Origin of the sequence: Brevundimonas sp. EAKA, from assembly GCF_000698025.1 — a bacterium.
In the GTDB taxonomy this organism is placed as follows: domain Bacteria; phylum Pseudomonadota; class Alphaproteobacteria; order Caulobacterales; family Caulobacteraceae; genus Brevundimonas; species Brevundimonas mediterranea_A.
In genome coordinates this window covers 1-21,871 of record NZ_JMQR01000028.1, presented here as the reverse complement: position 1 = coordinate 21,871, position 21,871 = coordinate 1, and the positions used below count along the sequence as shown (strand labels likewise).

General features: G+C 67.4%; 19 protein-coding genes and 1 pseudogene. 7 read left to right on the top strand and 13 right to left on the bottom strand.

The window, feature by feature from the left end; genetic code table 11:
- Positions 1-129 precede the first annotated feature (129 nt).
- Positions 130-864 (top strand): TonB family protein, encoded by a 735-nt coding sequence (locus tag ER13_RS06175; RefSeq protein ID WP_035307622.1) that lies wholly within the window; start codon positions 130-132, stop codon positions 862-864.
- Here the strand turns inward: ER13_RS06175 and ER13_RS06170 are convergent.
- The 3 genes from ER13_RS06170 to purE all read right to left on the bottom strand — a co-directional run bounded on the left by ER13_RS06170 (position 861) and on the right by purE (position 3,548).
- Positions 861-1,871: an FAD-binding oxidoreductase gene (locus ER13_RS06170; protein ID WP_230307479.1), complete on the bottom strand. Its 1,011-nt coding sequence runs from the start codon at positions 1,869-1,871 to the stop codon at positions 861-863. The genes ER13_RS06175 and ER13_RS06170 overlap by 4 nt on opposite strands.
- A gap of 90 nt (positions 1,872-1,961) precedes the next feature.
- A complete protein-coding gene (locus ER13_RS06165) occupies positions 1,962-3,056 on the bottom strand; it encodes a 5-(carboxyamino)imidazole ribonucleotide synthase (protein ID WP_035307619.1) in 1,095 nt (364 codons plus the stop codon).
- Positions 3,057-3,548 (bottom strand): 5-(carboxyamino)imidazole ribonucleotide mutase, encoded by a 492-nt coding sequence (purE, locus tag ER13_RS06160; protein WP_008263824.1) that lies wholly within the window; start codon positions 3,546-3,548, stop codon positions 3,057-3,059.
- A gap of 181 nt (positions 3,549-3,729) precedes the next feature.
- On the opposite strand from purE, the gene ER13_RS06155 reads away from it, so the two are divergent.
- On the top strand, positions 3,730-4,293 hold the full coding sequence (locus ER13_RS06155) for a GGDEF domain-containing protein (protein ID WP_035307617.1): 564 nt from the start codon (positions 3,730-3,732) through the stop codon (positions 4,291-4,293).
- Positions 4,294-4,315: 22 nt separating this feature from the next.
- Here the strand turns inward: ER13_RS06155 and ER13_RS06150 are convergent, their stop codons facing one another.
- The 4 genes and pseudogenes from ER13_RS06150 to ER13_RS06140 form a co-directional block, all read right to left on the bottom strand.
- On the bottom strand, positions 4,316-6,121 hold the full coding sequence (locus tag ER13_RS06150) for an autotransporter domain-containing esterase (protein ID WP_035307615.1): 1,806 nt from the start codon (positions 6,119-6,121) through the stop codon (positions 4,316-4,318).
- 114 nt (positions 6,122-6,235) lie between these two features.
- A complete protein-coding gene (serA, locus tag ER13_RS19290; protein WP_328287919.1) occupies positions 6,236-7,465 on the bottom strand; it encodes a phosphoglycerate dehydrogenase in 1,230 nt (409 codons plus the stop codon).
- A 135-nt stretch (positions 7,466-7,600) separates the two neighbouring features.
- Positions 7,601-8,128, bottom strand: a pseudogene (locus ER13_RS19285) (HAD-IB family phosphatase); the annotation flags it as partial.
- Positions 8,129-8,249: 121 nt separating this feature from the next.
- Complete coding sequence (locus ER13_RS06140; RefSeq protein ID WP_035307612.1) at positions 8,250-9,692, bottom strand: SDR family oxidoreductase; 1,443 nt, start codon at positions 9,690-9,692, stop codon at positions 8,250-8,252.
- Positions 9,693-9,905: 213 nt separating this feature from the next.
- On the opposite strand from ER13_RS06140, the gene ER13_RS06135 reads away from it, so the two are divergent.
- The gene (locus ER13_RS06135) at positions 9,906-10,829 is read left to right on the top strand and encodes an Hsp33 family molecular chaperone (protein WP_035307637.1); all 924 of its coding nucleotides are present in this window, start codon (positions 9,906-9,908) and stop codon (positions 10,827-10,829) included.
- Between the two features lie 39 nt (positions 10,830-10,868).
- Here the strand turns inward: ER13_RS06135 and phoB are convergent, their stop codons facing one another.
- The 6 genes from phoB to ER13_RS06105 all read right to left on the bottom strand — a co-directional run bounded on the left by phoB (position 10,869) and on the right by ER13_RS06105 (position 17,548).
- Positions 10,869-11,561, bottom strand: a complete 693-nt coding sequence (phoB, locus tag ER13_RS06130; RefSeq protein WP_035307610.1) for a phosphate regulon transcriptional regulator PhoB — start codon at positions 11,559-11,561, stop codon at positions 10,869-10,871.
- Positions 11,562-11,581: 20 nt separating this feature from the next.
- A complete protein-coding gene (phoU, locus tag ER13_RS06125; RefSeq protein WP_008262987.1) occupies positions 11,582-12,313 on the bottom strand; it encodes a phosphate signaling complex protein PhoU in 732 nt (243 codons plus the stop codon).
- Positions 12,313-13,263, bottom strand: a complete 951-nt coding sequence (gene pstB / locus ER13_RS06120; protein ID WP_035307608.1) for a phosphate ABC transporter ATP-binding protein PstB — start codon at positions 13,261-13,263, stop codon at positions 12,313-12,315. The genes phoU and pstB overlap by 1 nt, the downstream gene beginning before the upstream one ends.
- Positions 13,264-13,267: 4 nt before the next feature.
- Positions 13,268-14,572: a phosphate ABC transporter permease PstA gene (gene pstA / locus ER13_RS06115; RefSeq protein ID WP_035307607.1), complete on the bottom strand. Its 1,305-nt coding sequence runs from the start codon at positions 14,570-14,572 to the stop codon at positions 13,268-13,270.
- Complete coding sequence (pstC, locus tag ER13_RS06110; RefSeq protein WP_008264055.1) at positions 14,565-15,995, bottom strand: phosphate ABC transporter permease subunit PstC; 1,431 nt, start codon at positions 15,993-15,995, stop codon at positions 14,565-14,567. The genes pstA and pstC overlap by 8 nt, the downstream gene beginning before the upstream one ends.
- A gap of 140 nt (positions 15,996-16,135) precedes the next feature.
- Positions 16,136-17,548 carry a cell wall metabolism sensor histidine kinase WalK gene (locus tag ER13_RS06105; protein WP_008262189.1) on the bottom strand — a complete coding sequence of 471 codons (1,413 nt, stop codon included), beginning with the start codon at positions 17,546-17,548 and terminating at the stop codon, positions 16,136-16,138.
- A gap of 150 nt (positions 17,549-17,698) precedes the next feature.
- Between ER13_RS06105 and ER13_RS06100 the strand changes: the two genes are divergently transcribed.
- The 4 genes from ER13_RS06100 to ER13_RS06085 form a co-directional block, all read left to right on the top strand.
- The gene (locus ER13_RS06100; RefSeq protein WP_035307635.1) at positions 17,699-19,984 is read left to right on the top strand and encodes an ATP-binding protein; all 2,286 of its coding nucleotides are present in this window, start codon (positions 17,699-17,701) and stop codon (positions 19,982-19,984) included.
- Between the two features lie 167 nt (positions 19,985-20,151).
- Positions 20,152-20,784: a 50S ribosomal protein L25/general stress protein Ctc gene (locus ER13_RS06095; protein ID WP_035307605.1), complete on the top strand. Its 633-nt coding sequence runs from the start codon at positions 20,152-20,154 to the stop codon at positions 20,782-20,784.
- An 87-nt stretch (positions 20,785-20,871) separates the two neighbouring features.
- Positions 20,872-21,492 (top strand): aminoacyl-tRNA hydrolase, encoded by a 621-nt coding sequence (gene pth / locus ER13_RS06090; protein WP_035307603.1) that lies wholly within the window; start codon positions 20,872-20,874, stop codon positions 21,490-21,492.
- Positions 21,493-21,529: 37 nt separating this feature from the next.
- Positions 21,530-21,871 (top strand): hypothetical protein (locus tag ER13_RS06085; RefSeq protein ID WP_035307633.1); only part of this gene is annotated, 342 nt, incomplete at its 3' end.

The following is a 21,871-nucleotide window of genomic DNA, read 5'->3' as shown; positions in this document are numbered from 1 at the left end:
GACAGCGTTAACAGCCGAGCCATGATCGACGTTTGTCGAACCGCGTATCTTCGCCGCAAAGCCGCCACAACCTGAGCGCTCACTTTCTGTTACGGGCGCTGCGGGGGCGGTGAACGAGGGAGTGCAGTCATGATGATCCGTGCCGCCGGGGGTCCCGGCGCCGTCAGCCCCATCGACTTCGGGGAACGCAAGAAACCGCTGCCGCGCTGGATGTGGGCGGCCATCGGCCTGTCGGTCCTCGCCCATGTCGGCGCCGGCGTGGTGCTCTATAACCAGCGGTTCCAGTTGAAGGCGCCCGACGTCACTCCGCCGGCGCCGCCGCCGACCATCGTCACCCTGGACCTGCCGCGTCCGAAACCCCTGCCGAAGGTCGAGGCCAAGGCGCCGCCCGCGCCGCAAAATCCGACCCACAAGCCGCCGGTGGTCTTCCCGACGACGGAGCCCTCGCCCTTCGCCGCGCCGGACGTCCCTGTCGTCGACGCGGCCCCGGGTCTGGTCGTCAGCACGGCCCCGACCGGCGTCCAAGGCGGCACGGCGACGACGGAAACGCCGATCCGCGCCGTCTCGGTCATCAACAACCCGACCTGGGCCAGCCGTCCGTCGGCGGCGCAGATGGCGCGGGCCTATCCGACGCGCGCGGCCGAGAATGGCCTGTCAGGCTCCGCCAGCCTCTCTTGCGTCGTGCGCATCGACGGCGGCCTGACCGCCTGCCGCGTCGCTGGCGAAACCCCGAACGGCCAGGGTTTCGGTCGGGCGGCCATGAGCCTGACGCGGGACTTCCGCATGAACCCCCGCACGGTCGACGGCCGCGCGGTGGACGGGGCGACGGTCAACTTCACCGTCCGTTTCGCGATGGCGGACTAGAACCGTCGAGGATCGAGGGCGCGGGCCGCAGGCGACGGCGCCCGCCCCTCGATCGCATCGGCCACGACGGCCCCGACCATCGGCGCCAGCAGCCAGCCGTTGCGACGCGGCGCCAGAGCCAGAAACAGACCTGCGCCGTCCGGCGCCGGGCCCGCCATCGGCAACCCGTCCGGCGAGGCCCCGCGCACCCCGGCGCGCCATTCGATGTCCAGCGGTTCGGGCGAGCGCCCCAGCACCCGCCAAGCCGCCTCAAGCAGGCGTTCGCCGACAGCCGCGTCGGGCACGGTGTCGCGGCGTCCCGGCTCCATCGTCGCGCCTATGACCGCTCCGCCGGTCATAGGCGCCACATAGGCCCCCGGCCCGCGCAAGGCGTGGGACGCCAGATCCGCCTTGGCCACCCCGATCTGCCCCCGGATCGGCTGGACGTTCTCGACCAAGGTCCGCGTCGCCTCCGGCGAACCCGGAATCGCGTCGCCGGCTCCCGTCGCCAGCACGACCGCCGAGGCCGTCAGCGTCCGATCGTCCAGTTCGATGGTCCAGCCGTCGGACTGGGCGGTCAGCCGGACCACGCGGCCCTGGATGATCCCGTCGCCGAGCGAGGCGTGCAGGGCAGCCATCGCCTGTTCCGGCTGGATCTGACCGTCCTCGTCCGTGACTACCCGATCGCCGTCGCGGCGGGCTTCGAAACCCAGGGCCTTCAGCCGCGCCGCCATGCCGTCCACGTCTCCGCCGCGCCATTCGGCCGGACGCCGCGCGAAGGCCACGCCGGACGCCTGGGCGAAGGCGGGCCACAGATCGCGTCCCGCACGCAGAAGCGCCGCCCGGTCCGGCGAGACATCGTCGATCGCCGCCTCCATGGCCGGCGCCACCATGCCCGCCGCCACCCGCGAGGCGTTGGGTCCGCCGGGATCGACCACAGTCACCCTATGGCCGCGTCGCGTCAGCTCGAAGGCCGTACTCAGGCCCAAAACGCCGGCGCCGATGATCACTATGGCAGGGGAAGACATCACCATGTCCAGATCGACCCGCGAGGCCCGGAATGCAAGCCGCCCCGCCCGGACCTTTCGTCCTAGCTGCGGCGCTTCGCCCGCATTGTTTCAGACTGCGCCCAGCACACGGTTCACATGGGCCATCTTGCGGCCGGGACGGGCCTCGGCCTTGCCGTACAGGTGCAGGCGTTCGTCCGGCTTGCCGGCCAGGGCGCGCCACTGCTCGACCTCGTCGCCCAGCAGGTTCTTCATCTCGACGCGGGCATGAGCCGACGTCGGCCCCAGAGGCCATCCGGCCACCGCGCGGATATGTTGTTCGAACTGGTCGCAGACGCAGCCGTCCTGGGTCCAGTGGCCGGTGTTGTGGACGCGCGGCGCGATCTCGTTGACCAGCAGGACGTCCTCGCCGCCCGCAACCGGAATATCGAACAGTTCGACCCCCAGGACCCCGACATAGTCCAGCCCGTCCAGGATGGCTTCGGCGATGGCGCGGGCGCGGACCTGGGTCTTCTCGTCCACCGTGGCCGGCGCGAGGGTGGTGCGCAGCACCCCGCCCTCGTGCCGGTTCTCGCCCAGCGGATAAACCGCCATATGGCCGTCCCAGTCGCGGGCGGCGATCACCGACAGTTCGCGCACGAAGCTCGCCCTGGCCTCCAGAATGGCCGGGCGGCCGCCCAGGCTTTCCAGCGCGGCGGGGGCCTCCTCCAGAGTGCGGATCCAGACCTGGCCCTTGCCGTCATAGCCTTCGCGGCGAGTCTTCAGCAGGGCGGGCAGACCCAGGGTCGTCAGGCCGAGGACCAGATCGTCCAGCGTATCGACTACGGCGAACTCGACCGTCGGTGCGCCGACGGCGTTCAGGAAGGTCTTTTCCTCCACCCGGTCCTGCGACACGCGCAGGGCGGTCGGTCCGGGCGCGACCAGGGCGCCGGCCTCGGCCAGCCGTTCGATGGAGGCGGCGGGCACGTTCTCGAACTCGAAGGTCACGACGTCGGCGGCCCGGCCCAGGGCCGTCAGGGCCTCGCGGTCGTCATAGGCGGCGACGATCTGGGCGGTGGAGACCCGGCCCGCCGGGCTGTCGGGCTCCGGATCCAGGATGACCACGTCGAAGCCCAGGCGTGCAGCCGCCTGGCTCAGCATCCGGCCCAGTTGGCCGCCGCCGAGAATGCCGAGGGTCGAACCGGGAGGAAGCGGAAGCGTGGGCACTCAGTCCTCGACGGTTTCGGCGACGGAATCCGTCAGGGCGGCGCGGAAGGCGGCCAGACGCGCCGCCAGGGCTTCGTCCGACAAGGCCAGGATCTGGGCGGCCAGTATGCCGGCGTTGGCCGCGCCCGCCTCGCCGATCGCCAGGGTGGCGACCGGAACCCCGGCGGGCATCTGCACGATGGACAACAGACTATCCATGCCTTTCAGGGCCTTGGACTGGACGGGCACGCCCAGCACCGGCAGTTCGGTCATCGAGGCGGCCATGCCCGGCAGGTGGGCGGCGCCCCCGGCCCCGGCGATGATGACCTTGAAACCCGCCGCCTTGGCGCCGGTCGAAAACTCGACCAGCCGCTGGGGGGTACGGTGCGCGCTGACGACCTTGGCCGTCCAGGCGACGCCCAACTGATCCAGTTTGTCGGCGGCCAGCTTCATCGTCGGCCAGTCGGACCGACTGCCCATGATGATCGCCACCGGCGTTGCGGAAGTCGCCATATCTTCAAGGCCCCTCGCGGAAAGGCCGCCCGTTACAGCACGCGGCGGACGCCCGCAACCGATACAGGCCGTGTTTACGGCGGGTTTCGCTACGGCCCCGCCTTCAATCTCGGCCGTTCAGCCTCTAACATCCGCTTATCGCGCGTCCGGTTGAGTCGCGCCGCCGGAGCCAGCCTGCGCCGTGACCGACGTGGCCGAACACGACCTGACCGCCGAGATCGCGCGCCTGCGCGCCGAGCTGGACGCCTGGAAACAGCGCGCCGCTGCGGCCGAGGCGGCGGCGGCCCACGACGTCCTGACCCCGGCCCTGAACCGCCGCGGCTTCGTCGCCGCCCTGCAGCGGACCATGGCCTATTGCCAGCGCCACGGCGTGCCGGCGGTGCTGCTTTATCTGGATATGGACGGGTTCAAGGGGGTCAACGACCGGCTGGGCCACGCCGCGGGCGACGCCGCCCTGGTGGCGGTGGCGCGGATGCTGCTGGGCCATCTGCGCGAATCGGACGCCGTAGGCCGCCTGGGCGGCGACGAATTCGCCTTGCTGATGCTGAACGCCGGCGTCGATGAAGGCCGGGCCAAGGCGCGCCAGCTGGCCGAGGCGCTGAAGACCGAGGGCTTCGTCTGGAACGGCCAGCAGACGCCGCTGGGCGGCTCGTTCGGCGTGCGCGCCTGGGACGGCCACACCGACCCCGAAATCTGGCTGACCGAGGCGGACGCCGCCATGTGGGTGCGCAAGAAGGGGCGCTGAGGCCCCTTCCCCGCCTTCCCTCTTATAGCGGCAGCCGCAACTGAACGCCGCCCATATGGCTGTCGGCGTGTTCGCCGTACCGGCCGCGATAGGCGATCGTCACCTTGACCGGCCCCAGCGCCCCTTCGACCCCGGCCGAGGCCAGGAACTGGCCGCCGAACGGATCCTCGACCTCCCGCTCCAGCACCTGCGCCGGGTTGTTGTAGAGGCCGACGCGCACCGGGTCGGAACTGTCGTCCAGGGCGTCGCGATAGCCGCCCTCGGCGAACAGGCCGAACCCGCCCATCTCCGCCTCGGCCCGCAGCGCCACCTCGCCGCTGATCGCCTTCATCTCGCGATCCTCATATTCGTACTGGGCGGCGACGCCCTGCTCCCAATAGCCGTCGACGTCGCTGGTCGCCCAGGTCACGGCCGCACGCGGCGACAGGGCCACTCCCCCCATGTCGAACCACATCCCGCCCTGCAGCCGAGCGCCCGTGCTGAAGGCGCGGGTCTCGGCCGTGTGGACGATGGGCGCCAGGCTGGTGGTGCGCTCGATGTCGTCGATATTGTCGCGCGCCACCCCGACCGCCGCATTGACGAACAGGTCGCCTGAGCGCCAGCCGCCATACAGATCCAGGCCGAAACTCTCGACGTTGAAGGTCAGGGCCTGGCTCTCGACATCGGTCTTGCGCGCCGTGCCGGCCATGCCGAACCGCCAGTTCGCCGACGGTCCCGCCTCAAGCGCGATCCGACCGCCCCAGCCGTCGCTGGACGACTCGGTGACCGAATGGCGCGCGTCCGTGTCCACGCTGTCGACCATGGCCGAGGCGGTGACCGCCACGCCGGCCTCCCAGGCTTCACGACCCGACAGGGCCTCGCTGGCTGCATCCAGGGCGTCTTCGCGGTGCCGGAAGGTGGTCTCGCCCTGCAGAGCCGCCTGGGACCCGACGTCGCCATAGTAGAGGTAGTCGGTCGCCAGACGGGCGATGATCTGGTGCCCGGCTGCGGTGGGATGGACCCCGTCGAAGTAGAAATAGCTGTTCGGGTTCGAACAGACCGTCACCCCGTTGAAACAGGCCTGGGTCACGTTGGTGATGCCGAACTGACCCGGATCGGCGGCCAGGGTGTCGCCGATCTTGAACAGGTCCATCAGGATGATGTTGCTGCCGGGCCGCCCCGCGGCCGTGGTGTTCAACCCCGTCAGCAGGCTCGAATTGAAGGTCGTCACCGCATAGTCAGCGAGGGGCGCGGCCGTCGTGCCACGGAACTGCGGCGTCAGGCTGAGCTTGGGCAGGTTGGTGACCAGTATGGTCCCCGCCCCCGCGCCGGCGACGCTGTTGACCAGGCTGTTGATGTTGGCGGCGGCCGACGTCGCGACCGGAGTGATGGCGCCGACCGGGCTTGCCGAGGCGCCGGCGGCGGCCAGGCCCTGGAAGATGTCGTTGGCGCCGCCCAGGACGCTGACCAGGTCATTGGACCCGAAGGTCCCGCCCCGGCTGGTGTAGGCGGCCAGCTGGGTCAGCATCCCGGGCGGCGGGCCGGCCGAGGCGTCGGTGCGGGCGCCGCCGAAGGCGTAGTTGATGCTGCCGCTGACGGAGCCGGTGAAATTGACCGCGTTGAAGCCCAGCAGTTCGGTGAAGACCGGACCGGTGGAGAATCGTCCCTGGTAATAGGGCGGGCTGGGCGGCTGCGTGCCGCCGGACGCCAGATACAGGTTGCCGTTGTCGCTCAGGCTGTCGCCGAACACGACCAGGCGATTGTAGGTCTGGGCCGAGGCCGAGCCCGCAAAGGCGCAGGCGGCGACGACCAGAGCGGCGACGGCGCCGCCGGTGAGATAGCGTGACATTTATTTCCTCCCACAGCCGTCGTGTATCGCGGCCGTTACTCGGGAGGATGCGCCACTCTGCGGCGAGCGCAAGATGCCGTTACGTCAGCCTTCGGAAGATAACGGGTCGTTCCGTCAGTGCAGGGTGCGGAACTTCAGCGTCCCCGGCACGGTCTTCAACGTCCGCAGGGCCTCGGGATCATAGTCCCGGTCCACGTCGGTGATGACATAGCCGGTGCGCTCATCGGTCTTCAGATGCTGACCCAGGATGTTCAGCCCCGCCGCCGCCAAGGCCCGGTTCAGCTCGGCCAACACGCCCGGCTGGTTCTTGTGGATGTGCAGGATGCGGTGCGCGCCCGAGACCTCGGCCAGTTGCACGTTCGGCAGATTGACGCTGAAGGTCGTGTCGCCCCGGTTCAGATAGCCCAGCAGACGCTCGGCCGCGAACTCGGCGATGGCTTCCTGGGCCTCCTCGGTCGAGCCGCCGATGTGCGGGGTCAGGATCATGTTCTTCATCCCCTGCAGCGGGCTTTCGAACGGGTCCGAATTGGTGCGCGGCTCCTCGGGGAAGACGTCCACCGCGGCGCCCGCGACCCGGCCCGACCCCATGGCCTGGGCCAGGGCGCCGACGTCGACCACATGGCCCCGCGACAGGTTCAGGAACAGCGCCCCCTCCTTCATCCGGGCGAACTGGGCCGCGCCGAAGATGTTGGAATTCTCGCGACGCCCATCGACGTGCAGGGTCACGACGTCGCTCTCGGCCAGCAGGGCGTCCAGCGAGCGCATGCGCCGGGCGTTGCCCAGGGCCAACCGCTCCGACAAATCATAGAACAGCACCCGCATCCCCAGATTCTCGGCCAGGACCGACAACTGGCTGCCGATGGCGCCATAGCCGACGATGCCCAGGGTCTTGCCGCGCAGTTCCTTCGACCCCGTCGCCGACTTGTTCCACTGGCCCACGTGCATGGCGGCCGACTTGTCCACCACGTCGCGCATCAGAACGATCATCAGGCCGATGGCCAGTTCCACCACCGAACGGGTGTTGGAATAGGGGGCGTTGAACACCGCGACCCCATGGTCCGAGGCGGCGTCCAGGTCGATCTGGTTGGTGCCGATGCAGAAGGCGGCGACCGCCATCAGCCGGTCGGCCTCTTCCAGCACCCGGCGGCTGACCGTGGTCTTGGAGCGGATGCCCAGCACGTGCACGCCCTTGATGGCGGCGATCAGGTCGTCCTCATCCAGGGCGCCCTTGACCGTTTCCACCGAATAACCGGCCTCCTCCAGCCGTTCGACGGCGGCGGGGTGGATGTTCTCGAGCAGCAGCATCTTCATCCGGCTGCGCGGGAAGGACCAGCGGCCGACCAGGCCTTCGGCGTGCAGCACCTCGTCCAGCGATGCGGCCTCGGCGTCGGCGACCTCGACCACCGACGGACGGCGCGCGACCTCGGTGAAGGCGTAGAAGACGTCGGCGGCCCCGGCCAGCTTGACCTCGGCGTCGTTCCAGCCGTCGCCGACCATGACGACCCGACCCGACAGCTTCAGGGCGTGGATGACGGCCGGCTTGCCGTCAGCCTGGGACAGGGGATTGGCGTCATCGACACCCGTCACCCGGTCGTCGGTGTCATAGACCAGGTCGTTACACAGCACCCGGTCAGGCGAGACGCCCAGCATCTCGGCCACCGGCGCGATCACCTCGCGGAAGCCGCCGGACAGGATGACCACCTTGCCCTTGTGCTGCTGGAAGAAGTTCAGGTTGCGCCGCACCGAGGCGGTCAGGTGATCCGGCGCCGTCTCGGCCAGGGTCGCTATATGGGCGCGGGTCAGGGGCAGCAGGGCCAGACGGCGGCGCAGCGCCTCGCCGAATGCGATTTCACCGGACATGGCCCTGTCTGTCAGATCTGCGATCTGAGCCCGGACCTGATCGGCCTCGGGCGATCCCGCCAGGGCGATATCGGCCAGGGCTTCCAGGGTCTCGAACCCAACCAGGGTCGAATCGAAGTCGAAGATCAGTGTGGGGCGCGCGCTCATGGGCGGGGTCTTAGCCGCCTTCGCCCTCGCAGCAAAGCCGAGCCTTGCTGATGAACAGGCTCAGTTTCGCTTAAACCTTGCCGTCCGCCGCGAAATTCGTCGCGGCGGACGGCAAGAAATATCAGAAGCGCGCGATACGGCGCACGTGGCTGTCGGGGCGACGGCTTTCCAGCACGGCCGCGCCCACAGCGGCGGCGATGGTGGCCACCGCCAGCAGGGCCCCGCCCTCGCGGGCGTGATCGCGGGCATAGGCGCCGGCGTCGTCGGCATAACGGCGCGCCGTCTTGCCGTGCTTCTTCAGCGCCTTCTTTGAACCTTTGCGGGTGGAGCGGAACCATTCGTCCGCCCGCCCCCGCGCATCATGGGCCGCGTCAGCCGCGCGATGGCGCGCCTCGCGGGAGAAGTCTCCGGCCCGCTCGCCCGCGTCTTCGGCCCGATGACGGAAGGCGTCGACGGCGTCGTGGAAACGGTCGCGCAGGTCTTCCGTGTCCACCCATCCGCGCGGATCAATACGGGTCTTGATACGCTGATAGCGAGTCGGTCCGCTGCGCTGGGTCAGATACAGGACCACGGCGGCGCCTGCCGCAAGGGCGACGAGGCTGCCGGCGGTGACGCCCGGATGTTTGCGGACTTCGGCCAGGGCGCTGAAATTACGGACCATGGGATAGTGAACCTCTTCATCGAGGCCGTCCTCGGTCGGGTCATAGAGCCCGTCGTCATACGGCCGATAGGCGGAACGGCGGTCCCGCATCAAAGATGGAGCGAACCGCGCCAGAAGAGGTTCCGCAATCCCCGGCAAAGCTGAGTAGAAAGACGCGATGACGCGCCCTCCCCCGCCGACCGTGATCTCGCGGATCGGATGGGTGGCGCAATACAGGATGGTGTCGGCGACCACATGGGTCGCATAGACCGGCTGGGGATTATGCACCGCCTGGCCGGTCAGGTTGCGGGCGTGACGGCTGTAGGGGGTATCGATCGCGCCGGGCTTGACCAGGCTGACCGTTACAGGCGCCTGCTCGCGCAAAAGTTCGATCCGCAGGGCGTTGGTGAACCCCTTCACCGCATGTTTGGACGCCGCATAGACGCCCTGCACCGGCAGCGGCAGGTCCGACAGGATCGAGCCGACATTGATGATCGCCCCGCCGCCCGGCCGCGTCCGCAGATGCTCCGCCGCCGCCAGAGACCCATTGACCACGCCCCAATAGTTGGTCTCGAACAGGCGGCGCTGATCCTCCAGCCTCGTCTCGCGGATCGACCCGAACATCCCGACCCCGGCGTTGTTGACCCAGGTGTCGAAGCCGCCGAACAGCCGCACGCATTTCTCGACCGCCGCCTTCAACGCCTCGGGATCGGCCACGTCGGCAACGGCCCAGGCCACGCGCGCGCCTTGGGCCTGCAACTCCTCGCACAGGGTCCGCAAGTCCCGTTCGCCCCGCGCGATCAGAAACACCCGGGCGCCGGCCCGCGCCGCCCGCCGCACCGTCGCCAGCCCCACGCCCGAGGTCGCGCCGGTGACGACGATGGACTGCTCGCCCAGGGGCTTCAGCACAGGTTTCGCGCTCATCGACCGTTCCTTGCTTCCAGAGCTCGACAATTTCTCGAGGTTTTTCCGGATTTGTCGAGGCGGATTCTACAGGTTTTTCGAGGCCTGCGCGCGAGTTTGCGGGCCGCCGCGCCGGCGCGCAAATTCGTCCCCGATCATCGTCCCCCTTATCAAGGCGGCTCAGGGCGCCTAAATAGCCGCGATCCCGAAATGACGCCGTTCAAGGACCTTGCCGTGACCGATCACGCGCCTCAATCCGCCGTTTCCGACGATCTGGCCGCCGCCTTCCAGATCGAGGGCTGGCCTGTGCGCGGCCGCCTGGTCCGGCTGGGCGCGACCATCGACAAGATCCTGGCCGCCCACGCCTATCCCGAGCCGGTCGCCGCCCTGCTGGGCGAGGCCTGCGCCCTGGCGGCCCTGATCGGGTCCAGCCTGAAGTTCGACGGCCGGCTGATGGTCCAGGCCCAGGGCGACGGACCGGTCCGCTATGTCGTCGCCGACTATGGCACCGACGGCACGCTGCGCGGCTATTGCCGCTATGACGAAGCCGAGGTGGCCGAGGCGTCCCAGGGCTTCGCTCGTCCCGGCGCCCAGACCCTGCTGGGCCAGGGGGTCTTCGTCATGACCCTTGATCGCGGCCCCGACTTCGAACGCACCCAGGGGATCACGCCCATAGAGGGCGAAAGCCTGTCGCTGTGCGCCGAACACTATTTCCAGCAGTCCGAACAGGTTCCGACCAAGGTGCGCCTGGCCGTCGGCGAGGTCCTGACCGAGGCGGGTTCGCAGTGGCGCGCCGGCGGGGCGATGATCCAGATCATCGCCGGCGACGAGGCGCGCGGCTCGACCGAAGAGGTCTGGGACCGCACCCGCGCCCTGTTCGGCACCCTGGGCGACGACGAACTGATCGACCCGACCATCTCGCCTGAGACCCTGCTGTTCCGCCTGTTCCACGAAGACGGCGTGCGGCTGGAGGGCGCACGGGCGCTGACGGCCGTCTGTCGTTGCTCAAGGGACCGTATCGCCTCGGTTCTGGCCTCTTTCGACCCCGCCGAACGCGCCGACATGGTCGAGGACGACGGCAAGATCCGCGTCACCTGCGAATACTGCGCCACCGTCTACGCCCTGGAGCCGGACGAGGTCGTCGCCGAACAGATCTGAATGGAAAAGGGGCGGCCGATCCGGCCGCCCCATTTTTATCTAGCCTTCCAGATCCAGCGAATAGCCCGCCGAGCGCACGGTGCGGATCGGGTTGGCGCTGTCGTCGCCGATGGACAGGGCCTTGCGCAGCCGGCCGACGTGGACGTCCACCGTGCGGGCCTCGACATAGACGTCGGAGCCCCAGACGGCGTCCAGCAGTTGCTCACGGCTGAACACCCGGCCCGGATGCTGCATGAAATGATCCAGCAGTCGGAACTCGGTCGGGCCCAGATGCACTTCCTGGCCCGAGCGCTTCACCCGGTGCGAGACGCGGTCGATGATGATGTCGCCGTGGTTCAGACGATCGTCGGCCAGGCCCGGCCGGATGCGGCGCAGCACGGCGCGGATGCGGGCGATCAGTTCGACCATCGAGAAGGGTTTGGTCAGGTAGTCGTCGGCTCCGGTGTCCAGGCCGCGAACCCGATCGCTTTCCTCGCCCCGCGCCGTCAACATGATGACCGGCAGGTTGCGCGTCTCGGCCTTGCCCCGAATACGGCGGCAGACCTCGATGCCGGACAGCTTGGGCAGCATCCAGTCCAGCAGGACCAGATCGGGCTGACGCTCATCGATCTGCAGCATGCCCTCTTCACCGTCGGAAGCGACGGCGACGTCGTAACCTTCCTTCTCGAGATTGTACTGAAGCAGGGTCGCCAGCGCGTCCTCGTCTTCCATCACAAGGATATAGGGCTGCACTTCGGGTCTCCGGTCTCGGCTTAGTGCGAGTTGGTCGTCAGGTTGGGGGTCGAGGTCTCGTCTTCCGCTCCCGGCAGGGCGCGCGGTCGCTCGCCCACCATGTCGTCGCCGGTGATCTCGTAGTGAACGGTCTCGGCGATATTGGTCGCGTGGTCGCCGATCCGTTCCAGATTCTTGGCCATGAACAACAGATGGGTGCAGGCCCCGATCGTGCGCGGGTCGCCCATCATGTAGGTCAGCAGTTCGCGGAACAGGGCGTTGTAATGCTCGTCCACCTCGTCGTCCGTCTGCCAGACGGCCACGGCGCGATCGAGCTCGGAAGCGGTGTAGGCGTCCAGAACGTCGCGCAGACGGGTCGAAACCAGGCGGCCCATCCGCTCGATCGAACGCGTCAGGGGCTGCATCGGCTCGGCTTCCGCCAGGATCAGCGCCCGCTTGGCGATGTTCTTGGCTAGGTCGCCTGTGCGTTCCAGGTCTGACGCCATCTTCATGGCGCCCAGGGTCCGACGCAGGTCGCTGGCGACCGGCTGGCGCAGGGCGATCAGACGGATGGCCTTCCGCTCGATATCCCGTTGCAGGGCGTCGAGCTTCAGGTCGCGATCCACGACGGCGCGCGCCAAGGCCACGTCCCGCCGGGCGACGGAATCGATGGCGTCCGAGACCTGGGCTTCGGCCAGGCCGCCCATGCGGGCGACCTCGGCCGTGATCTGGTTCAGCTCGTCGCCGTAAGCCTTGACCGTGTGCTGGTTCATCAGCCGAAGCGTCCCGTGATGTAGTCCAGGGTGCGCCGCTCACGCGGGTTCTGGAAGATGTCTTCCGTGTCGCCGGTCTCGACCAGACGACCCATGTGGAAGAAGGCGGTGCGCTGCGAAACCCGTGCAGCCTGGGCCATCGAGTGGGTGACGATGACGATGCAGAACCGCTCACGCAGTTCGTCGATCAGTTCCTCGATCCGCGCGGTGGCGATGGGGTCCAGGGCCGAGCAGGGCTCGTCCATCAGGATGACTTCGGGGTTCACCGCGATGGCGCGGGCGATGACCAGACGCTGCTGCTGACCACCCGACAGCCCCATGGCCGACGACTGCAGGCGGTCGGCGACTTCTTCCCACAGGCCGGCGCGCTTCAGGGCGCTTTCGACCACGCCGTCCATCTCGGACTTGGCGCTGACCAGCCCATGGATCTTGGGGCCGTAGGCGACGTTTTCGTAGATGGATTTCGGGAAGGGGTTCGGGCGCTGGAACACCATGCCGACACGGGCGCGCAACAGGACCGGGTCGATGGACCGATCGTTGATGTCCTCGTCGTCCATCGCGATGCGGCCGGTGACCTTGCAGCCCGCAATCGTGTCGTTCATGCGGTTCATGGTCCGCAGGAAGGTCGACTTGCCGCAGCCCGAAGGGCCGATCAGGGCCGTGACCGTCTTGTCCGGAATATCCAGCGAGACGTCGTAAAGCGCCTGCTTGCCGTCATAGAAGACGGAGACGTCACGCGCCGCGATCTTGATCGGTCCGGTTGGCGGAGTAGCGACCACGGTCGGGCCGCTCACAGGCGTGGCGTCTTCAAGCCGGGCTTCCACGGCGGAGGCGGCTTTGGAGGGCGTGGCTTCGGGCAAGACCTGACCGCCCATGCGAACGGATTCGGTCGGATCGGCGGCGCCGGCGCCGGTCTGGTCTTCAGCAGAACGGAAGATACGGAATTTCATTCTCTTACCACCGACGCTCGAAGCGCCGCCTCAGGATGATGGCCGCCGTGTTCATGATGATCATGAAGACCAGAAGAACGATGATCGCAGCAGCGGTGCGTTCGTGGAACGCCCGCTCGGAGGCGTTCTCCCAGATGTAGATCAGCGAAGGCAGGGCGCCGACCGGCTGGTCGATCGCATGCGGCACGCCGGGAACGAAGCTGACCATGCCGATCAGGAGCAGCGGCGCGGTCTCGCCCAAAGCGTGCGCCATGGAGATGATGGCGCCGGTCATCACGCCGGGCATGGCCAGAGGCAGGACGTGGCTGAACACCGTCTGGGTCTTGGAGGCGCCCATGGCCAGGGCGGCCTCGCGAATGGACGGCGGGACGGCCTTCAGCGCCGAGCGGGTGGCGATCACCAGGGTCGGCAGGGCCATCAGGGCCAGGACCAGACCACCGACGATCGGACTGGCGCGCGGCAGATGCATCCAGTTGATGAACAGGGCCAGACCCAGCAGGCCGTAGACGATCGACGGCACGGCGGCGAGGTTGTTGATATTGACCTCGATGATGTCGGTCAGCTTGTTCTTCGGCGCGAACTCTTCCAGCCAGACGGCGGCGCCGACGCCCAACGGAATGGCGATCAGGGCCGTGACCATCAGCATCAGCGCGGAACCGACCACGGCGCCCAGAACGCCCGCCAGTTCCGGCTGGGTCGAGTCGCCGTTGGTGAACAGGGCGGTGTTGAAGTGCGAACCGACGACGCCTTCGGCCTGCATCCGGTCCAGCCAGGCGAGCTGCTGGTCGGTCAGACGGCGCTGGTCTTCCGGCGTATCCTTCGAGATTTCGCCCTTCAGATACAGGTCCGCCTCGTCCGACAGAGGCACGGCCAAGGGCACGGTCTCGCCGATGACGTCCGACCGCTTGGCGACCAGGTCGGCGGCGACGAACTTCAGCTCGGAAGAAAACAGGGCCTTCATCTGGCGAGCGGCGTCGCCCGCCGCATCGTCCTGAATGCCCCAGCGCTTCAGCTGCTGTTCGGCCGCCATCTGTTCGAAGTTCGAGCCTTGCGGATAGGCCCGGTCCACACGCGCGGGGTCCATATAGACCGGCACGGTCACGGTGTGGGTGTAGAAGGCGGTGTGGCCCTGGGCGACGATACGCACCATCAGGATCGCCAGGAAGATCATGGCGGCCGCGATGGCCAGACGGCCGTACCACTTGAACCGAGTCTCTTTCGCGTGACGGCGCTTGAGGCCGGCGCGCAGACGATCCAGCCGCCCTTTTGCGGCCGCGCCGTCGATCTGATCGGGGGTCGCGTCAGTCATATTGTTCCCGATAGGTCTGGACGATCCGGTGAGCGATGATGTTCAGCACCAGAGTGACCATGAACAGGGTCAGGCCCAGGCCGAAGGCCGACAGGGTCTTGGCGCTGTTGAACTCCTGGTCGCCCGTCAGCAGGGTCACGATCTGCACCGTGACGGTGGTCACCGTATCCAGCGGATTGAAGGTCAGGTTGGCGGCGAGGCCGGCGGCCATGGTGACGATCATGGTCTCGCCGATGGCGCGCGACACGGCCAGCAACAGGGCTCCGGCGATGCCCGGCAGGGCGGCGGGCAACAGAACCCGCTTGACCGTCTCGGACTTGGTCGCCCCCATGGCGAACGAGCCGTCGCGCAGGGACTGCGGCACCGCGTTCAGAATGTCGTCGGACAGGGACGAGACGAAGGGGATCAACATGATGCCCATCACCGCGCCGGCCGTCAGGGCCATCTGGTTCTGAACCAGAGCGAGATACTGGCCCAGTCCGTCCAGCGGTCCGCCCATCAGGAACAGGCCGATCTCATTGAAGAAGACCCGCAGGATGGGTCCCACCGTCAGGGCGGCGAAGAAGCCATAGACCACGGTCGGCACGCCGGCGAGAATCTCGAGCAGCGGCTTGATGACGGCCCGTGTGGTTCGGCTGGCGTATTCCGAAAGATAGATGGCGGACAGCAGCCCGATCGGCGCCGCCACACACATGGCGATCGACATGATCAGCATGGTGCCGACGAACAGGGGCACGGCCCCGAAGGCGCCGGTGGATCCCACCTGGTCGGCCCGGATGGCGATCTGCGGGCTCCATTGGGTGCCGAACAGGAAGTCGAAGATCGGCACCTTCTGGAAGAAGCGGAAGGAGTCGAAGGCCAGCGAGGCGATGATGCCCAGGGTCGTCAGCACGGCGATGGCGGAACAGATGAACAGGGCGCCGTAAATCCAGCCTTCGACCCGGTTGCGCGCGCGGGTCTGGGGCTTGATCTGGGTCAGGGCGAACAGGCCGCCGAGAATAGCAGCCAGGATAGCGGCGACCCCGCCGCCCCATTGCAGGGTGCGTTCGATACGCACCATGCGGCGAGCTTCGACCGGTAGCTGTTCGGCCAGAGGCCGTTCCCAGATCTGAAGGGCCGGCTCGCCCCGACCGACCCGGTGGGCGTCGGCGAAGAAGGCGTCGCGGCGGAAATGCTCAAGCTCGGCCACCACGTCGGGCGTGCCGGCGGCGGTCAACTGACGCTCCATCGGCGCCGCGAAGACGCTGAGAAGGATAAGAACCAGCAGAGCGGGCGCAGCGACCCAGATCAGCGCGTAGGCGCCGTGCTGCCCCGGACGCGAGTGGGGATGCGCGCCAACGGCGCGACGACGCGCCAGCTCGCGTCCGCCAAAAAAGGCGGCGGCGCTGAGCGCGGTGAGGATCAGCAAATAAATCCAGATCATTCCGGGTCCGAAGCGGGCAGGCGCGAATCGAATGGCGACCGGGAATCCGGCTTCGACGCGGCGCGACTACTGCCTGCGAATGGTCAGCGGAATAAGACACGTTGATGACAGTTCGGTAACAGCGGCGGCCTCCAGCGCCATCAGGCGGCCGTCCGGACGTCACGACGCTCGACCACCATGGGGAACCAGGCCGTGAACGCCGCCCCGAGCCCGGGGGCGCTCTCCACCACCAGTCCGCCCTGGTGGCGGTTTATGATATGCTTGACGATGGCCAGACCCAGTCCCGTCCCCTGACGTTCGCCGCTCTTCTGGCCCTCGACCCGATAGAAGCGTTCCGTCAGCCGCGGCAGATGTTCCCGCGCCATGCCCGGTCCGTGATCGCGAACCGTGACAGCCGCATAGAGGACGCCGACCGCCCGATCGGGCGTCACCAGGGGCAGTCGCGTCGCGCCGGGCATCCGCGAAGCCCAGGCCTCGTCGAACGACAGATCGGACCGCACCGAAATTTCCACCGTTCCGCCCTTGGCCGAATATTTGACGGCGTTGTCGAGCAGGTTCTGCACCACCTGCAATATCTCGTCCCTGTCGCCGCTGATCGAGGCCCTCGCCTCGCCCTGATCGACCACGACATTGATCTGCTTCTCTTGCGTCAACACGCTGACGGCGTCGACGACGTCGGACGCCGCGCGATCCAGATCGACTCGCCCGGACGGCGGAATATGCTCATTCAGCTCGATCCGGCTGAGCGACAACAGGTCCGCGACCAGCCGCCCCATCCGATCCGCCTGGGCCGACATGATGTCCAGGAAGCGATCGCGGGCCGCGACATCGTCGCGCGCATGTCCCTTGAGCGTCTCGATGAAGCCGCTCAGGGACGCCAGCGGCGTACGCAGTTCATGGCTGGCGTTGGCCAGGAAATCGACGCGCATCATCTCGGTGCGCCGCGCGTCGGTTTCGTCACGAAGAATGACCAGGGCGAGAGAGCCCTGCCCTTTTCCTTCTCCGTCGCCCAAGGGGCGTGTCCAGGCGCGCCAGCGCCGGTCGCGCTGCCCTCCGGTGGCGTAGTCCGTGGTTCGAGAGACGCCGCCGAACAGGGCCTCGTCCACGGCTTCCAGCACGCCGGGCTCCCGGATCACCTGAACCAGCAAGGCGCCCTGACTCTGGATGCGGAGCAGGTCTCGCGCCGCCTTGTTGGCCATGACGACCCGGCGGCCTGCAATGTCGTCGGGCTCGCCCCCGCTGATGATCAGCACAGGGTCGTCCAGGGCTTCGAACACCCGGTCCAGCAGCTCCGCCGTCTTTGGATCCGCCGACCGTTCGATCGGGGCGCCTGATGTTTCGGGCAAGGTCGCGACCGAAGGGGGCTGCACGTTCAGAATCCAGGCCGAAGCCGCGACGACCACCGCTCCACCGATCAGCCAATTCGCGATCTCGGGATGGATGAAGGCGAGCCCCACCATCACAACCAGGGCGATTGCGATGCTGATGCCCACCGTCCAGAAACGGGAGGTCGAGATCGGCGCCACCGGCGAAGGCGAGGATTCATAAGGCATATGCGGCGCCAGACTCGTGTGAGCAGCCTAAGGAATCCAATCCTTGCACGGATTCTGTGACGGCGCGCCGACAGACGACATTGATTTTTCCAAGCGTGGCCGCACCGTTTGTTTAGGAGTTTGGTCCAGCATGGCGCTGAAGGGGACGCCGTGGACCGGATACTTTATTGCATCGTACGTGATCACGACTGGCGGGTGAGCCTGCTGGCCGTCATCGTCTGCCTCGTCGGCATGGGTTCAGCCTCCCGCTTCATGGAGCGCGCCCGCATCACCGATGGAGCACGCCGCCGCCGCCTCGCAATCTCGGCGGGATTGATCGGCTCGATCACGATCTGGACCACCCATTTCATCGCCATGCAGGGCTATGTCGGCGTGGGCGCCCTAACCTACGATGTGGCGATGACCCTGGCCTCCACGCTGGTGATCCTGGCCGCGATAGGCGTGGCCATCTTCACCATCTTGAGCGGCGACGACCGCTGGCGCCGCGTCATGGGCGCCCTTGTCGCCGTCTCGGGCTTGGCCGCCATGCATTATCTGGGGATGGCGGCGCTTCAGGCGCCCGTGCATCTCGGTTGGCGGCCCGAACTCGTGATCGTGTCCATCATCGGCGGCATGGTGATCGGTGGAACCACCGCCTTCTTCTACAAGCGTGAAGGACTGACACGATTGGCGACGACGGTCCTCGGCGCCTCTGTGTGCATCCTGTTCCTGCATTTCGTCGGCATGGCCGCCATAACCGTGACGCCGGACCCAACCTTGAGTTCGCAGTCCGGCCTTTCGCCCGACGCCATGCGAACCCTGGTGTTTCTCATCGCCCTGTCCATCCTCAGTATCGGCAGCGCCCTGGTTTTCATGGCCTATATGGCGCGGGCCAACGCGCTGGGTCATATCCGCGAAGCGGTCGAGGCCATGTCGGACGGACTGGGCTTCTACGACGCCGACGACCGCCTGCTGCTGTGGAATGCGCGCTACGCTGAGGTGAATCCGGAACTCGCGCCCTTCCTCAAGGTCGGAATTACTTTTCGTGAAGTCCTTCAGATCGGCATCAATGAAGGCCGATATGACGAAGCCATTGGCCGCGAGGACGAATGGATCACCGAACGCATCCGTGTGCGCCGCCAGGGCGAATCGACGATAGAGCAGCGGGTGGCCGGCGACCGATGGCTGCAAATTCAGGATCGACGCACCGCCGAGGGCGGTACGGTCACAGTCTGCAACGACATCACGCCCCTGAAGCGCGACGCCCAAGCCCTGAGAGAGACGAGAGACGCGGCCGAGGCGGCCAATGTCGCCAAGAGCCAGTTCCTTGCGAACATGAGCCACGAGATCCGCACGCCTTTGAATGGCGTGATCGGTCTGTCGCAGGCCCTGTCCAAGACCGACCTCACGGCGGAGCAGCATGAGATGCTGGACCTGATGCAGGCCTCGGGACGCACGCTTCAGACCTTGCTCAGCGACATCCTGGATCTGGCGCGGGTAGAATCAGGCAAGCTTGAACTGACCAACGACGCCTTCGAACTGGAAAGAGCTGTGCGCGAAGCCGCGCAACTCTATGCCGAAAACGCGCGTGAGAAACACCTGGGCTTCCACATTGATATCGACGTGGACGCGGGTCTCTGGATCCGCGGCGACGTGGTGCGGCTGAAGCAGATCCTGACCAATCTGATCTCGAACTCGGTCAAGTTCACCAGCCAGGGCTTCGTCGGCCTGACCGTCCAGCGCGGCCCGGAGAAGGAGGGCGCGCCCACCCTGCGCTTCATGGTCGAGGACACGGGAATTGGCTTCGACGCCGCCACCCGCGAGCGCCTCTTCAGCCGTTTCGAACAGGCCGACGGCGGCATCACCCGCCAATTCGGCGGCTCAGGACTGGGCCTGTCGATCTGCCGTCAGCTGGCCGAAATGATGGGGGGCGACCTGGATTGCGAAAGCGAACCGGGTGGCGGATCCGCCTTCATCCTGACCCTCCCCCTGATCACCTGCGAAGCGCCGGCCCAGTTGGAGGCGAAGGCTTCGCCCGCCATAGATGGCGATCGGCGTCCCGTCCGGGTGCTGGTGGCCGACGACCACCCGACAAACCGTCGCGTCCTGGAACTGATACTGAGCCAAATCTCCTCGGTGATCTCCATGGCGGAGAACGGGGCGGAGGCGCTGGAGGCGTTCCGCGCCGGCGACTTCGATCTGGTGCTGATGGACATGCAGATGCCGGTCATGGACGGGCTGACGGCGACTCAGGAGATTCGCCTGCACGAAGCGACTGCAGGCGGCCGCCGGACCCCCATCGTCATGCTGACGGCCAACGCCATGCCCGAACACGTCGCCGCCGGACGGGCCGCCGGGGCCGATCACCATCTGGCCAAGCCCTTCAACACGACAGAACTGCTTGCAATCGTCGCCGATCCGGACGCTCTGCTCAAAGACGCCGCAAAGGCGGCCTGATCGAAAGCGCCGCCACGACCGTCCTGCCGTTCCATTTACCGTCAGGGCGGTTGCACATCCATCATGATGCGTGTAATAGCCCGCGCTCTTGAATTCGAGGGTTCATGACCCCCGCCGCGCGGGCCCAGGGTTGGCGCGGTGTTTCCGTTGTTGTTGAGGCGAGCCAGATGGCCGAGATCATTCTGAACGTGGACGTCCGCGATGGCGTCGGCACCGGCAGCGCACGCGCTGCCCGTCGCGCCGGTTTCGTGCCGGGTGTCCTGTACGGCGGCGACAAGGCCCCCGTCGCCGTGGCGGTGAACGAGAAGGACTTCCGCAAGTCGCTCTACACCGGCAAGCTGCTGGGCCACCTGGTCACGCTGAAGTACGGCGAAGAGACCCAGCCGGTCATCGCCAAGGACATCCAGTTCGACCCGGTGTCGGACCGCCCGATGCACTTCGACCTGATGCGCGTCGATCAACACGCCCCGATCAAGATCGAGGTTCCGGTTTACTTCAAGAACGCCGATGACGCGCCGTTCGTCCGTCAGGGCGGCTCGCTGGAAGTCGTCCGCCACGCGGTCGAAATCATGGTCAAGGCCGACAGCATTCCGGAAGAACTGGTCGTCGACCTGATCAAGTCGCAGATGGGCGACACCATCCGCTTCTCGGACATCGAACTGCCCAAGGGCGTCGAGCCGACCATCACCGACCGCGATTTCGTGATCGCCACCATCAAGGTCTCGTCCGCCGCCATGTCGGCCGCCGCCGATGAAGCCGCCGAGGCCGAAGCCGCTCCGACCGAGAAGACCGAAGGTTAAGCCTTCGTCGCATCGACAAGATCAGGCCCCGCCCGGTTCGCCGCGGCGGGGCTTTTCTTTGGGCGACGCACGCGGCATGAGGACGCCATGATCATCATCGCCGGGCTCGGCAATCCGGGCGCCAAATACGAGAAGAACCGCCACAACATCGGCTTCATGGCCGCCGATGAGATCGCGCGGCGCTGGCGCTTCGGGCCCGAGCGGGCCAAGTTTCAGTCGATCGTCAGCGAGGGCCTGGTCGATACGGCGGACGGACCGGTCAAGGTCCTGCTGATGAAGCCCCAGACCTATATGAACGAGAGCGGGCGGGCCGTGGGCGAGGCCGCACGCTTCTACAAGATCAAGCCGTCCGAGATCATCGTCTTCCACGACGAGATCGACCTGGCCCCCGGCCGGTTCCGCATGAAGACCGGCGGCGGCGCCGCAGGCCAGAACGGCGTCCGCTCGCTGATCAGCCATCTGGGGCCCGACTTCCGTCGCGCGCGCATGGGGATCGGCCATCCCGGCGAGAAGGAGATGGTCATGCCCCATGTCCTGGGCGACTTCCACAAGGCCGAACAGCCCTGGCTGGACGCCCTGCTCCAGGCCTGCGCCGACGCCCTTCCCTTCGCCGCCGCCGGCGACGACGAGCGCTATCAGGGCGAGGTCATGCGCCTGGCTCCTGCGCCCAAGTTCAGCCCCCGCCAGGCGGCGCGCGGCGAACTGTAGCCTGTACGGCCTGGCGGAAACGCCGTAGAGGCGAGGCGTGAACCGTTCCGGCGCCGATCATTGGTCGACATCGAAGTCGCTCGCCTTCCTGGCGGCGGTGTTCGCCCTCATGCTCGGCGCCCTGCTGCCCTTCGGGGCCCTGGCGGCGGTGCAACACGGACAGCCTCTGGTCATCTGTTCCGCAGAAGGGCCCCAGACCATCCAGTCCGGCGGGATGGACGGCCCGGTCAACAAGCATCTGGGTGCCAAGTGCGCCGCCTGCGTCGTGCCTCTCGCGGCCGCCCTGCCCGCTCCGCCAGCGCCCGAACCTGCGCCGGTCATCCTCACGGTCGAGACGGTCGTCTATTCGGCCGCCCGCGTCAGCCCGCCGCCCCCGGCG